Annotated in this window: 13 protein-coding genes and 2 tRNA genes; 4 read left to right on the top strand and 11 right to left on the bottom strand. The window is 62.5% G+C overall.

Translation table 11 applies throughout. The features are described 5' to 3' along the window. Window positions 1-792: 792 nt before the first annotated feature. Genes QHC67_RS02105 through yajC form a run of 4 tightly spaced genes read right to left on the bottom strand, consistent with a single transcriptional unit; the run spans window position 793 to window position 4131 of the window. A complete protein-coding gene (locus QHC67_RS02105; protein ID WP_319290727.1) occupies window positions 793-1170 on the bottom strand; it encodes an Mth938-like domain-containing protein in 378 nt (125 codons plus the stop codon). A 26-nt stretch (window positions 1171-1196) separates the two neighbouring features. Then, on the bottom strand, window positions 1197-2165 hold the full coding sequence (gene secF, locus QHC67_RS02110; protein WP_319290436.1) for a protein translocase subunit SecF: 969 nt from the start codon (window positions 2163-2165) through the stop codon (window positions 1197-1199). A gap of 12 nt (window positions 2166-2177) precedes the next feature. After that, window positions 2178-3779, bottom strand: a complete 1602-nt coding sequence (gene secD, locus QHC67_RS02115) for a protein translocase subunit SecD (protein ID WP_319290438.1) — start codon at window positions 3777-3779, stop codon at window positions 2178-2180. 4 nt (window positions 3780-3783) lie between these two features. Next, a complete protein-coding gene (gene yajC / locus QHC67_RS02120) occupies window positions 3784-4131 on the bottom strand; it encodes a preprotein translocase subunit YajC (protein WP_319290440.1) in 348 nt (115 codons plus the stop codon). A 239-nt stretch (window positions 4132-4370) separates the two neighbouring features. On the opposite strand from yajC, the gene QHC67_RS02125 reads away from it, so the two are divergent. From QHC67_RS02125 to QHC67_RS02135, 3 genes are all read left to right on the top strand, one after another. Beyond that, window positions 4371-4447, top strand: a tRNA-Pro gene (locus QHC67_RS02125). 97 nt (window positions 4448-4544) lie between these two features. Further along, entirely contained in the window at window positions 4545-5084 is a 540-nt protein-coding gene (locus QHC67_RS02130) for a glycoside hydrolase family 108 protein (RefSeq protein WP_319290442.1), read from the top strand. Window positions 5085-5117: 33 nt separating this feature from the next. Beyond that, the gene (locus tag QHC67_RS02135; RefSeq protein WP_319290444.1) at window positions 5118-5531 is read left to right on the top strand and encodes a holin family protein; all 414 of its coding nucleotides are present in this window, start codon (window positions 5118-5120) and stop codon (window positions 5529-5531) included. A 21-nt stretch (window positions 5532-5552) separates the two neighbouring features. On the opposite strand, the gene QHC67_RS02140 is transcribed toward QHC67_RS02135, so the two are convergent. Both QHC67_RS02140 and QHC67_RS02145 read right to left on the bottom strand, forming a co-directional pair. After that, complete coding sequence (locus tag QHC67_RS02140; RefSeq protein WP_319290446.1) at window positions 5553-5894, bottom strand: hypothetical protein; 342 nt, start codon at window positions 5892-5894, stop codon at window positions 5553-5555. Between the two features lie 6 nt (window positions 5895-5900). Then, complete coding sequence (locus QHC67_RS02145; protein ID WP_319290448.1) at window positions 5901-6641, bottom strand: queuosine precursor transporter; 741 nt, start codon at window positions 6639-6641, stop codon at window positions 5901-5903. Window positions 6642-6754: 113 nt separating this feature from the next. On the opposite strand from QHC67_RS02145, the gene QHC67_RS02150 reads away from it, so the two are divergent. Further along, window positions 6755-6831 (top strand) — tRNA-Arg (locus QHC67_RS02150). A gap of 714 nt (window positions 6832-7545) precedes the next feature. On the opposite strand, the gene fghA is transcribed toward QHC67_RS02150, so the two are convergent. The 5 genes from fghA to QHC67_RS02175 form a co-directional block, all read right to left on the bottom strand. Beyond that, window positions 7546-8379: an S-formylglutathione hydrolase gene (gene fghA / locus QHC67_RS02155; protein ID WP_319290450.1), complete on the bottom strand. Its 834-nt coding sequence runs from the start codon at window positions 8377-8379 to the stop codon at window positions 7546-7548. A gap of 13 nt (window positions 8380-8392) precedes the next feature. Then, the gene (locus QHC67_RS02160) at window positions 8393-9502 is read right to left on the bottom strand and encodes an S-(hydroxymethyl)glutathione dehydrogenase/class III alcohol dehydrogenase (protein ID WP_319290452.1); all 1110 of its coding nucleotides are present in this window, start codon (window positions 9500-9502) and stop codon (window positions 8393-8395) included. Window positions 9503-9532: 30 nt separating this feature from the next. After that, on the bottom strand, window positions 9533-10837 hold the full coding sequence (locus QHC67_RS02165; RefSeq protein WP_319290729.1) for an MATE family efflux transporter: 1305 nt from the start codon (window positions 10835-10837) through the stop codon (window positions 9533-9535). A 129-nt stretch (window positions 10838-10966) separates the two neighbouring features. Beyond that, the gene (locus QHC67_RS02170) at window positions 10967-11644 is read right to left on the bottom strand and encodes a murein L,D-transpeptidase catalytic domain family protein (protein ID WP_319290454.1); all 678 of its coding nucleotides are present in this window, start codon (window positions 11642-11644) and stop codon (window positions 10967-10969) included. A gap of 44 nt (window positions 11645-11688) precedes the next feature. Beyond that, the gene (locus QHC67_RS02175) at window positions 11689-11997 is read right to left on the bottom strand and encodes a hypothetical protein (protein ID WP_319290456.1); all 309 of its coding nucleotides are present in this window, start codon (window positions 11995-11997) and stop codon (window positions 11689-11691) included. Window positions 11998-11999: the final 2 nt, after the last annotated feature.

The following is an 11999-nucleotide window of genomic DNA, read 5'->3' on the forward strand; positions in this document are numbered from 1 at the left end:
TGACGCATCCTCACCTCCCGTCAGCCGCAATGAATCAAATCACGCAGCCATTGGCTAGGGGTTTTTGGAGGTCCCCAGCTGTCTCGTATCTTCTTCGGTCAACCCTGGGAAAAATCCATTTATATTGAGAATCCACTCGATGATGTTATCTGCGTTTGGATTGTCAGGATCATTTACCCTTTTATCGCTCTCGACTTTATACGGGTTCCATTCACCATCGAAGTTTAATTTTCCGGCGGGTGAGACTATCTGAAAGCGATACTGGCCTTCATACCCGCCTCCGAGACAGATTAGCTCATATTGTCTACCAGCGTCCCAAGTTCGTTTTCCATCGCTTTGGAAAGCCATATTGCCAATCAACCTCGATGATGCCGCCTTAGTTTGAATTACACTTAGTCGGCGAAATGCGTCCTCTTCACTGCATATATCACTCTTAAGCCGTCAGTCCGCAATCCACCATCCCCGACATGCCCCTGTCCTACACGCCTCTCCCGCGCTACACCCGCGCCCATGCCTCAGGCCACCGCCCTGCCCGCGCGTTAATGCGACCCTTCGCCCATCCGGGTGAACCAGCCGCGCAACACATGACGGCATCGATGCACTGGCGAGCAATCCCGTGGATACGCACCAGGGTAGTGGCGACCAAAGGCTGCGGGGCAAAGCTCGGGGGCGGCTGGCCCGGATGTGACAGCTCTTCCCCAAGCCCTTCCTATATCTCGTGAACGCCTCGCGACCAAGCCAGGGAGGGGCAACCGGGGGGTGACGTAGTGTCACCTTTGTCACCTTCCGGCCCTACAAGGCCATCAGCGCGGCGATCACCTGACGGTCTTCCGAGCGAAGTACGCCCCAGGCGCGGGCAGCGGCGCGGCTGTCCATCACTTCCACGCCGATGTTGCGGGCTTCCATGGCGCGGACGAAGGCGCGGGGCGGCTGGATCAGGCCGGAGCCGGTGCCGAGCAGCAGGAACTCAGGCGTGGGCGCATATGTCGCCAGCGGGCCGAGGGCTTCAAGCGTCAAGGCTTGCGGGGGCGGCGCGTCGTCCCATGGCCATGCCTCGGTCGGGCTGAGCAGCACGCCGCCGGGGAACACCGTGTCCTCCAGGCGAAAGCCGCGGCCGGAGAAGCCAGTGATGCGCGGGCCGGGATAGCCGCCGTCGCGCCGCATCTCCATGCCGCTGCTCATGATGCGAGAGCCGCTTAGGGCCGCGCGCCGTCGCCGACGCGCTCTGCCTTGGCGGGGGTGGCGGACTTGCGGTCGGCAGGCTCGGGCTTGAGGCCCAGCGTGATCAGCAGCGAGGACGACACATAGACCGACGAATAGGTGCCGATGACGATGCCGAGCATCATCGCAGCGGAGAAGCCACGCAGCACATGCCCGCCGAACAGCAGCAGCGCACCCAATGCCAGCATCACCGTCACGGACGTCATGACCGTGCGCGGCAGGGTTTCGTTGACGGACAGGTCGATCAGCGCCTTCATGTCCATCTTGCGGTACTTGCGCATGTTCTCGCGGATGCGGTCGTCGATCACCATCTTGTCGTTGATCGAATAGCCGACGATCGTCAGCACCGCCGCGACGATGTTGAGGTCGAATTCCATTCGCGTGACCGCAAAGAAGCCGAGCGTCATCAACACGTCGTGCATGATCGCGACGAAGGTGGAGACGCCGAATTGCCATTCGTAGCGGAACCAGCTGAAGATCGCGATGCCGACGATGGCCAGCAACACGGCGAGGATGCCGTTCTGGATCAGCTCTCCGGAAACCTTGCCCGACACCGCATCATAGCGGCTGAAGGTGACGCCGGGATATTTGGCTTCGACCCCCGACTGCACCTGACGCACCAGCTTGTCGGTCGCGCCTTCGTCGCTGCTTTCGGGGAGCGGCAGGCGGATCGAGACCGTGCGCGGATCGCCGAATTGCTGGAGCGAGACTTCGCCGACGTTCATCGCGTCGATGTCCGTGCGCACCTTGTCGAGCGGCGGGGGCGAGGGGAACTTCGCCTCGACCATCAGCCCGCCGACGAAATCCACGCCCATGTTGAGGCCGCGCACGCCGACTGCGGCGACCCCGAGGACGGTCAGCAACAGCGTGAGCGCGAAGGCGATGTGCCGGACCCGGACAAAGCCGATGTTCGTGTTGTCGGGGACGAGTTTGAGAAGTTTCATTTCTGGACCCGATCAAATATGCAGTTCGGACGGCCGCGCGCGGCGGAGCCATGTCGCCACCACCAGGCGCGTGAACGTCACCGCCGTGAACACCGACGTCGCGATGCCGATCAGCAGCACGATGGCGAAGCCCTTGACCGGGCCCGATCCCAGGGCAAGCATGATGCCGCCGGCGATGGCGTGCGTCACGTTCGCCTCGAAGATCGTGCGGGTCGCTTCCTTATAGCCGAATTCGACGGACTGGACGACTCCTCGCCCGCGCCGCCGCTCCTCACGGATACGCTCATAGATCAGGACGTTGGCGTCCACGGCCGTCCCGATGGTCAGCACGAAACCGGCGATACCCGGCAGCGTCAGCGTGGCGTTGAGGATGCCCATCACACCCAGGATGACGAGGATGTTGATGACGACCGCGAGGTTCGCATACATGCCGAAGCGGCCGTAGGAGAGGAACATGAACACCGCGACCGCACTCGCCGCGACGACCGAGGCGATGATGCCTGCGCGGATCGAGTCGGCGCCAAGCTGCGGGCCGACTGTGCGCTCTTCCACGACTTTCAGCGCCACCGGCAGCTTGCCCGAGCGGAGCGCGATGGCGAGTTGATTGGCGCTCTCCACCGTGAAGTTGCCGCTGATCTGCGCAGTTCCGCCCAGGATCGGCTCATTGATGTTCGGCGCAGAGAGAACCACGCCATCGAGAATGATCGCGAAGGGACGATCGACATTTTCGCTCGTCACCTTGCCGAACTTGCGCCCGCCAGAACTGTTGAAGCGGATCGACACCGCAGGCAGGTTGTTCTGCGGGTCGTAGACCTGCGTGGCGTCGGTAAGCTCGTCACCCGACACCATCACCTGCCGCTTGACCGCGATATAGGGCACGCCCGACGGATTGCCGGGATAAGGCAGGATTTCGCTGCCCACCGGCGCGCGGCGCTGCGCGACTTCGGCCGGGTCGGCGGTGAAATCGACCAGCTTGAATTCGAGCTTTGCGGTCTGACCCAGAAGGTCCTTCAGCTGCTTGGGATTCTGAAGGCCGGGCACCTGCACGACGATGCGATTGTCGCCCTGCCGCACGATGCTGGGCTCGCGCGTGCCGAGTTCGTCGATGCGCTTGCGGATGACTTCGGTCGCGACTTCCATGGCGCTGTTGACCGAAGCAGTGATGCCCGCGTCGGTGGGGCTGAGCACGATGGTGCTGCTGTCCACCACCGTCACGTCGAAGTCGCGCTGGCCAGTCATGCCCGCGCCCTGGGTCAGCGGGCGGATGCGCTCGACGGCGGCATCCACTTGCGCGGGATTACGGACCATGAAGGAGAGCTTGCCCTCGCGGCGGGAGATATCGCCGATCGCAATGCGCGGATCGCCCCGACGCAATTCGGTGCGGATCTGCTCTTCCATGTTCGTGAGCCGCGCCGTCGCGACATCATCCGTGCTGGCCTCCAGCAGCAAGTGGCTGCCGCCCGACAAGTCGAGGCCGAGGTTGACACGCGTCTGCAGCGCGCTGGGCCATTGCGAGGTGATGCGTTCGGGCACGAAGCTCGGGATCGCGCAGAGTATGCCGATGCCCAGCGTCAGCAGTATGAGCGCGATTTTCCAGCGCGGGAAGGTCAGCATGGAGTTAGTCGTTCGCCGGTTTTGCGGTCGCGGGATCGATCACGTCGGAAATGGTCGCCTTGACGGCCCGCACTTTCATGCCCGGCGCAAGCTCGACGTCGACATAGAGATCGTCGACGCGCACTACCTTGCCCACGAGGCCGCCACCAGTGATGACCTGATCGTTCTTCTTCACTGCGTCGATCTTCGCCTTGTGGCTTTTCATCCGCGTCTGCTGCGGGCGGATCAGGAGGAAATAGAAGACGACGAAGATGAGGACCAGCGGCAGGACATTCGCGATGATCCCTGCGGTCCCACCCGCAGCACCTGAGCCCGACTGGGCGGCTTGGGCAAAGGCAGGAGTGATGAACATGAGCAACTCTCAATTCGGAGAAGGACGGAGGAAGGACGGACAAATCTTCCGCTAACCAAGGGCGCGCGGCTAACACAGGTCAGGTGCGTGAGGCAACAGCATTAGGGAAAAGCGCGTGAGCGGGAGGTGAATAAGTGAATCGCAAAACGAGGGGTCGAACACGATTTGCGTGGACGGGCCGCTCAGGTCGAGAAGCCCTTGCATCTTGGCCAGCATCCGCCTAAACGCCGCCCTCCGGTCGGGACGTAGCGCAGCCTGGTAGCGCATCACACTGGGGGTGTGGGGGTCGGAGGTTCGAATCCTCTCGTCCCGACCAAATTCCAAGCAACCCCAACATGCCGCCGCGGCACGCATTGGCGCTGTCCTACAGTTAACCTATCAGGTTACATTCCCCTTCTGTTTTGGAGGATGGAATGGACATAGATGCGTTGATCGACGAGGTGATCGCCCGGGAGGGCGGATACAGCAACCATCCGGCAGATCGGGGCGGGCCGACCCGGTTCGGCATCACGCAGGCCGTGGCGCGAGAGCGGGGCTATTTCGGCGACATGCGCGCTTTCCCTAGAACGCAAGCCGTCGAAATCTACCGGGCGCGCTATTGGGATGGACTGAATTTCTGTTTCGTCGCGGAACTCGCCCCACAAGTAGCCGCGGAAATATTCGACAGCGGCGTGAACATGGGTCCTGCCATCGCCGCCAAATTCCTGCAGCGAGCGCTCAATGCTTTGAACCGGCAGGCGCGGGATTTCGCCGACCTGGTGGTGGACGGGCAAGTTGGGCCCGGCACGCTGGCGGCTCTCGGCGCGTTCATGGATGCGCGTGGCCGTGCAGGAGAGGCGGTGTTGCTGAAGGCCATCGAGGCACTACAGGGCGCGCGCTACATCGATCTTGCCGAAAGCCGCCCGGCGAACGAGGCGTTCCTATACGGCTGGCTCGCCAACCGGATCGGTTAACGCGTCTGTCGCTTACAAGTTGGAGATATTCTCATGGGACTATTGCAAGGCGTCATCGGGCCGGTCGCTCAGATCATCGACAAGGTCATTCCCGATCCGGAAGCCCGCGACCGCGCGAAGCTCGAATTGCTCAGGCTGGAGGCGAGTCGAGAGGCGGGCAACATGCAGGCGCAGCTGTCCGCCATCCTTGCCGAAGCTCAGGCCGCGGATCCCTGGACCAGTCGCGCCCGGCCTGCGTTTCTCTATGTGATGTATGCGCTGCTGCTGTGGGCGATACCGATGGGGCTGATTTCGGGCGTCCGGCCGGAACTCGCGGAGGCCATTGCGCGGGGCATGACGGCCTATTTGAACGGGCTGCCGGAGCCGCTTTATGCGCTGTTCGGCACGGGGTACCTCGGATACACGGCAGCGCGGACATGGGGCAAGGTGAAGGGCGTGGATCTATAGGCAGACTTGGCGCTGTCGCAACTATCCCCAGGCGCCGACCTTCTCGAACCGCTTGATGCGGGCATAGATCATGATCGCCGTCGGCAGGACCATGGTGTTGATCATGTCGTGCTGCGACGCGGGCCAGTTGTTTTCGATGCTGCCCTCGCTCTGGTTCAGGTCGATGAATTCATTGCAGCATTCGATCACGAGGACGATTAGCCAGGGCGCCCAGTGATCCATCCGCCTGTGCGTCACCAGCGCCACCAGCAGCAACAGCACTACGCCGACATGCACGTGCATCGCGTCGGGGCTGAGCCCGACGAACAGTTCCACCTCATGCTTCCAGCCGCCCCAGATCTCCGCCACATGTTCCAATGTCATGCGGCGTCAGATCCGGGCCTTGAACGGCGTGAAGTCCGTCTGGCTGTCATAGATGTCGAGTCCCTCGCGGCGCTTCAGGCCATTGACGACGATGTAGGTGAGCGGCGTCAGCACCGCTTCCCAAGTTACCTTCAGCGCCCAGTTCGTGGCCAGCACGGTCAGCACCTGCGCCGTGCTCCAGATGCCGAGAAAGGCGAGCGGGTAGAAAATCAGGCTGTCGACGCCCTGCCCCGCGATAGTCGAGCCGATGGTGCGCATCCAGAGCATCCGGCCGCCGGTCCACAGCTTCATGCGCGCCAGGACGAAGCTGTTCACGAACTCCCCTGCCCAGAACGCCGCAATGGAGGCGAAGACGATACGCGGCACCTGCCCGAACACGGCTTCATACGCGCCCTGCCCCGTCCAGCCCGGCGCAGGCGGCATGGCGACGACAACGGCGCTCATCACCGCCATGAACAGGCTGGCCACGAACCCCGCCCAGATGCAGCGCCGCGCCCGGGCATAGCCATAGACCTCGGTCAGCACGTCGCCAATGACATAGCCCAGCGGAAAGAACAGGATACCCGCCCCAAAGATGAAGGGATGGCCGAAGACCGATATCTGGGCGACCTTTGCCGCGCCGATAATGTTGGAGAGTAGCAGGATCGCCACGAACGCGGCCATGACGAAATCGAAATAACGCAGCGGACGGGCACCCAGAGCGGCGGCGTCGATCTTCTCGATCGTAGCGGGTTCAGGGGTATCCATCGCTGTCCTGCATATCCAGCTTGGGCAGCTTTGCAAGAAAGTCGTTGCTGCGTTGCACCATTTTCAGACACTCAATTGCATCGCCGATTGTGTGCGGCTATTGCACGCGCCACGCGCCCGTAGCTCAGCTGGATAGAGCACCTGCCTTCTAAGCTGGTGGTCGCAGGTTCGAATCCTGCCGGGCGCGCCAGGCTTCTAAGAAGCGTGGGGCCCTGTGAGGCGTCGGTAATATTACCTACCATATTGTGCTTATCGTCGTTTTCGCAATGTGTTACGCTGCCGCAACTACAATGATGGTCGCTCCTTCAACATGGCGAGGATCAACAATGGTAGCAGATACGCGCGGGATCAATCTTGTCCCATTGGCTTATGTAAAGAGACACCTCACACCCTTAGTGTTGCGGGCTCGCGCCGCGCAGGCGCGATTTCAGTCCTTGATCTTTCTGACGGGGTTGTCGCGCAGGCCGCTTCGCCTGCGTGGCCCTGAACCTGATGTATGACGGAGGCGACATGGAAAGGCGGCGCCAGACCCTGCCTGATCTTCCGGACGGCGGCCCGGCCGTATGCACTTTAGTGGAGCGCTCCAGAGTTGCGCGGGCCAGCAGCGCCGTCTTGCTGGTGCAGAGCAAAGCCATTCGAGCGCAGTGCCGCGGTCTGGTAAATAGCCATATGGCATAGCGCGATAAGATCGACACTGAGGTAAGCTGAAGCGACGTCATTAAGCCCAGAATGTTCCAGGAAAACGCTGACGCAAAGAGGGTCGGCCTCATAAAGAAGCCGACCCTGCGCTTTGATGGGGACCAAAGTCCCGCCCTAAATGCGCGAGAATGATTAAGGTTCCGTCGATGCCTAAAATTAATTTGTAGTTAAAGGTTATCGGGGGAGCCGCCGGCATCCTCCCCCGTCAAATCCTTTCTGCATGCCACCGCAACTGGGCGTCCATGAATGTGGAGATGAAATAGTAGCTGTGGTCATAGCCGTCGTGGATGTTCAGCGTCAGGGGGATGTCAGCGCGTTCGCAAGCTGCGCGCAATAGCTCGGGTTGGAGCTGCTCGCTCAGGAACGCGTCCGCGCCGCCCTGATCTACGAGGATTGCGGCCTGGCGCGCCCCGCCTTCGATAAGCGCAACAGCATCATGCCTGCGCCAGTCTGCCCGATCGGGCCCGAGATAGCCTGCCAAGGCCTTCTGCCCCCAAGGCACCTGCGATGGCGCGACGATCGGGGCGAACGCCGATACGGCCTTGTAGCGATCCGGGTAGGAGAGCCCAATGGTCAGCGCGCCATGGCCGCCCATGGAGTGCCCCATGATCGATTGCCGTTCCATATCCGCGGGGAAGCCGTTCGCTATCAGCTCCGGCAGTTCCTGCGTCACATAGGTCCACATACTGTAGTTCGAGGCATAGGGTTCTTGCGTCGCATCGACGTAAAAGCCTGCACCCAGCCCGAAATCATAGGCACCCGCCGGATCGTCGGGTACCCCTTCGCCGCGGGGCGACGTGTCGGGCGCCACGAAGATGAGGCCGAGTTCGGAGCAGGCTTTGCGATACTCGCCCTTTTCGGTGACGTTCGCATGCGTGCAGGTGAGGCCCGAGAGATACCAGACCACTGGCAGCTTCGCGCCTTCCTCATGAGGCGGCACGAAGACCGAGAAGGTCATGTCGGTGCCGGTCGCGCGGGACGCGTGCTTATACACGCCCTGCACGCCGCCATGGGCGACATTTTGGGACAGGGTTTCCATCGTCAGGGCCGCGTCAGTAGACGACCACGGAGCGAATGCTCTCGCCAGCGTGCATCAGGTCGAACCCCTTGTTGATCTCCTCGAGGCTGAGCACATGGGTGATCATCGGGTCGATCTGGATCTTGCCGTTCATGTACCAGTCGACGATCTTGGGCACGTCAGTGCGACCCTTTGCGCCGCCGAACGCAGTGCCGCGCCAGTTGCGGCCGGTGACGAGTTGGAACGGCCGCGTGCTGATTTCCTTGCCCGCTTCTGCGACGCCGATGACGATGCTGGTGCCCCAGCCGCGATGGCAGGCTTCGAGCGCCTGGCGCATGACCGTGGTATTCCCGGTGCAGTCGAATGTGTAGTCCGCGCCTCCATCGGTCAGCGCGACAAGATGCGCCACGATATCGCCATCCACTTCCTTGGGATTGACGAAGTGCGTCATGCCGAACTTGCGGCCCCATTCCTCACGATCAGAATTGATGTCGACGCCGATGATCATGTTCGCGCCCGCCATCTTCGCGCCCTGCAGCACGTTGAGGCCGATGCCGCCCAGGCCGAAGATGATGACGTTGTCGCCAACCTGTACCTTGGCGGTATTGACCACTGCGCCGACACCCGTGGTGACGCCGCAGCCAATATAGCAGCTGGTCTGGAACGGCGCGTCCTGGCGGATCTTCGCCACCGCGATCTCGGGCAGCACCGTGAAGTTGGAGAAGGTCGAGCAGCCCATGTAATGGAAGATCTGCTGGCCCTTGTACGAGAAGCGCGACGTTCCGTCCGGCATCAGGCCCTTGCCCTGCGTCGCGCGAATCGCGGTACACAGGTTCGTCTTGCCACTCAGGCAGCTTTTGCACTGGCGGCACTCGGGCGTGTAGAGCGGGATCACATGATCGCCAGGAACGACCGACGTCACATTCGGCCCCACTTCGCGCACGATGCCTGCGCCTTCATGGCCCAAGACGGAAGGAAAGATGCCCTCGCTGTCAAGGCCGTCAAGCGTATAAGCGTCCGTGTGACAGATCCCCGTCGCCATGATCTCGACCAGAACCTCGCCCGCCTTGGGACCCTCTAGATCAAGTTCAACAATCTCAAGCGGCTTTTTCGCTTCGAACGCTACGGCGGCGCGGGTCTTCATTTTTTTTAGCTCCTATCAGACAAGCGGTCTCTACCCCCGGTCCAGCCGCGCGCGCAATGCCCAACGGACTGTCAGCAAGGCGGCAACGAAGCCGAGGCCACTGGCAAGGCCCCACCAGATGCCGACCCCATGAAGGCCAAGTGGGAAGGCCAGCAACACGCCAACTCCGATGCCGATCACCCAGTAGCCGATTGCCGCGATCACCATCGGAATGCGCGTATCCTGAAGCCCGCGCAGTGCGCCCGCGGCGATCGCCTGGGCGCAGTCCACGATCTGGAACAGCGCAGCCACGCCCAGGAATGACTGCGCAAGCATCACCACCTGAGCGTTTGCAGGATCGGCCACGTCGATGAAGATCGCGATCAGCGGACGCGGGATCGCCAGAAGCAGCACTCCGGCGAAAACGGCGAAGCCGATGCCTATCGCTATCGCCAGCCAGCCCGAGCGCCGCACGGCCGCGGTATCCCGGCGACCGAAGGCGATACCGACACGCACCGTAGCCGCCTGCCCGATACCGAGCGGGACCATGAACGAAAGCGAGGCGATCTGGATCGCGATGGCGTGCGCGGCAAGCGAGGCGCGGTCGATCAGCCCCATCAGGAACACCGCTGCATTGAATACGCTGACTTCGAGACCCAGCGTTATGGCGATGGGGAGGCCGATGCGCCATACTGCGGCGAACCGGGGCCAGTCGGCCACCCAGAGGCGCCCGAACAGATGATAACGGCGGAAGCGCCGGTCCAGCAGCACGACTCCCATCATGCCGAGCAGCATGAACAGCGACGAGGCGCTGCTCGCCAACCCTGCCCCGAACATGCCGAGCGCCGGAAACCCGAGATGCCCGAAGATCAGGACCCAGCCCGCCAAAAGATTGAACGGCAAGGCAAGCGCGACGACGACGACACCCCACATAGGCCGCTCAAGCGCAGAGATGTAATTGCGTAGCGCCAGGAACGCGAGATACGGCAGCAGCGCCCATTGCAGGCCGCGCATCATCTCCCCCGCCCCCTCCGACAAGGCCGGGTCCTGACCCATCGCCAGCAGCAGCGCTTCGGCGTTCCAGAGCAGCACCCAGACTGGCAGGCAGAGCGCGAGGGCCGCCCAGAGCGTCTGACGAACGGTGCGGCGGATGTCGCGGACGGAGTGGAGCCGCCGTCCCCTTTCCGCAGCGATCATCGGGGAGGCGGCCGTCACCAGACCCATGCCGAACACCAGGCAGGCCGTGTAGAGGTTGATGCAGAGCGCGCCGCTCGCCACCGAGTCCGGGCCGAGCCGTCCGAGCAGCAGCAGGTCAGTCGCCCCTATGCCCGACCACGCGATATTGCCGACGATCATGGGCAGGGCGAGAGCGAGCAGCGAACGCGCTTCCAGCCGCCACGGCGCGGCGCGGGTCGAGGGGATATCGGAAATCACACCCCGCGCGTTAGAGCGGAGGGCCGCAAAGTCAAACGGCGCGTCGCCGCATCAGATCTTGTCGGCGTACACCATGCGGCCTGGCCCTAGCAGGCCAAGCACTTGCGGCAACATATGTGGCGCCAGCGCGAGGCAGCCTTCGCTGCGGCCGCATTTGCCCCATCTGGCGATATGGTCTTCGCTCACATAGTCGGCGCCATGGATGACGATAGCGCGCATTTCGGCATTGTTGTTGAGCGGATCGAGACCGACCAGACGCATCGCTTGACCATGAATGCCATGGTATATGTCGCCGGTTTTATAGGCGCCCGCCGATGTCGCCAACGAATCGGGCACATTGGAGAAGCTGCGCAACCAGCCGGAATGTTCCGGGTCCGACCCGCGCCCATGTGCAACGAGATAGGAACTGGTCTGCCCGCCGATCAGATCGACGATGTGGAAGCGCAGATCCTTCGACGCGGCGCTGAAATCCGCCAATGCGATGCGATCCCTAAGTTCGAACGCATTGTGATGCGTGTCGAGCGCCGCGCGGGCGCGATCCAGCAGCTTGGCGCTGAACCGCGTTCCCACTCCGGCGGGGAACGCCTTCGAAGCCGGAGGCGTTGGAGGTGGCAGAACAGGCTTCGAGGGAAGCAATCCTTCGGCGACGGTGCTCCCGGCCATCGATGGCGACAAGGCTGCAACGCCGAGTCCGGCGAAGGCATAACGTGTAAATTCGCGGCGATTCATGGTCCTAGATATAATGTAGTTCCGTTAACGGGCCAAGAACGGCGTCATTCGGCTGGGCGCACCTGGTTCGTCGGCACGCCGCTGGATTCTTCCGGCAACCGCGCGGTCATGCCTGTTGCGTCCGCATCGTCCTGCATCTGCTGGTCTTCGCTGATCTCCGGCGGCGGTGCGGGAGGCGCAGCGGGCGTTGTGTTGTTGGGCACCGCGGCAGGCGCTTCGGCTTCGTCCGCCGGGATGGTCTCCTGGGGCACTTCCATCATGTTGTTGGCGGGCTGCGGCTCTTCGGCAGGCTTGCGGTCGCAGGCACTCAGCGCCAGGGCGCCGGCCAATGTGAAAAGAGCGATTCTGCGCATGG

Origin of the sequence: Sphingobium sp., assembly GCF_033795625.1 — a bacterium.
Lineage (GTDB): Bacteria > Pseudomonadota > Alphaproteobacteria > Sphingomonadales > Sphingomonadaceae > Sphingobium.

Bases quoted from the DNA above. Each gene is read 5' to 3' on its own strand.
- yajC (WP_319290440.1), bottom strand. From the start codon at position 4,131: ATGTTCATCACTCCTGCCTTTGCCCAAGCCGCCCAGTCGGGCTCAGGT.
- QHC67_RS02130 (WP_319290442.1), top strand. From the start codon at position 4,545: ATGGACATAGATGCGTTGATCGACGAGGTGATCGCCCGGGAGGGCGGA.
- secD (WP_319290438.1), bottom strand. From the start codon at position 3,779: ATGCTGACCTTCCCGCGCTGGAAAATCGCGCTCATACTGCTGACGCTG.
- QHC67_RS02175 (WP_319290456.1), bottom strand. From the start codon at position 11,997: ATGCGCAGAATCGCTCTTTTCACATTGGCCGGCGCCCTGGCGCTGAGT.
- QHC67_RS02105 (WP_319290727.1), bottom strand. From the start codon at position 1,170: ATGGAGATGCGGCGCGACGGCGGCTATCCCGGCCCGCGCATCACTGGC.
- QHC67_RS02140 (WP_319290446.1), bottom strand. From the start codon at position 5,894: ATGACATTGGAACATGTGGCGGAGATCTGGGGCGGCTGGAAGCATGAG.
- QHC67_RS02165 (WP_319290729.1), bottom strand. From the start codon at position 10,837: ATGATCGTCGGCAATATCGCGTGGTCGGGCATAGGGGCGACTGACCTG.
- QHC67_RS02135 (WP_319290444.1), top strand. From the start codon at position 5,118: ATGGGACTATTGCAAGGCGTCATCGGGCCGGTCGCTCAGATCATCGAC.
- QHC67_RS02170 (WP_319290454.1), bottom strand. From the start codon at position 11,644: ATGAATCGCCGCGAATTTACACGTTATGCCTTCGCCGGACTCGGCGTT.
- fghA (WP_319290450.1), bottom strand. From the start codon at position 8,379: ATGGAAACCCTGTCCCAAAATGTCGCCCATGGCGGCGTGCAGGGCGTG.
- QHC67_RS02160 (WP_319290452.1), bottom strand. From the start codon at position 9,502: ATGAAGACCCGCGCCGCCGTAGCGTTCGAAGCGAAAAAGCCGCTTGAG.
- QHC67_RS02145 (WP_319290448.1), bottom strand. From the start codon at position 6,641: ATGGATACCCCTGAACCCGCTACGATCGAGAAGATCGACGCCGCCGCT.
- secF (WP_319290436.1), bottom strand. From the start codon at position 2,165: ATGAAACTTCTCAAACTCGTCCCCGACAACACGAACATCGGCTTTGTC.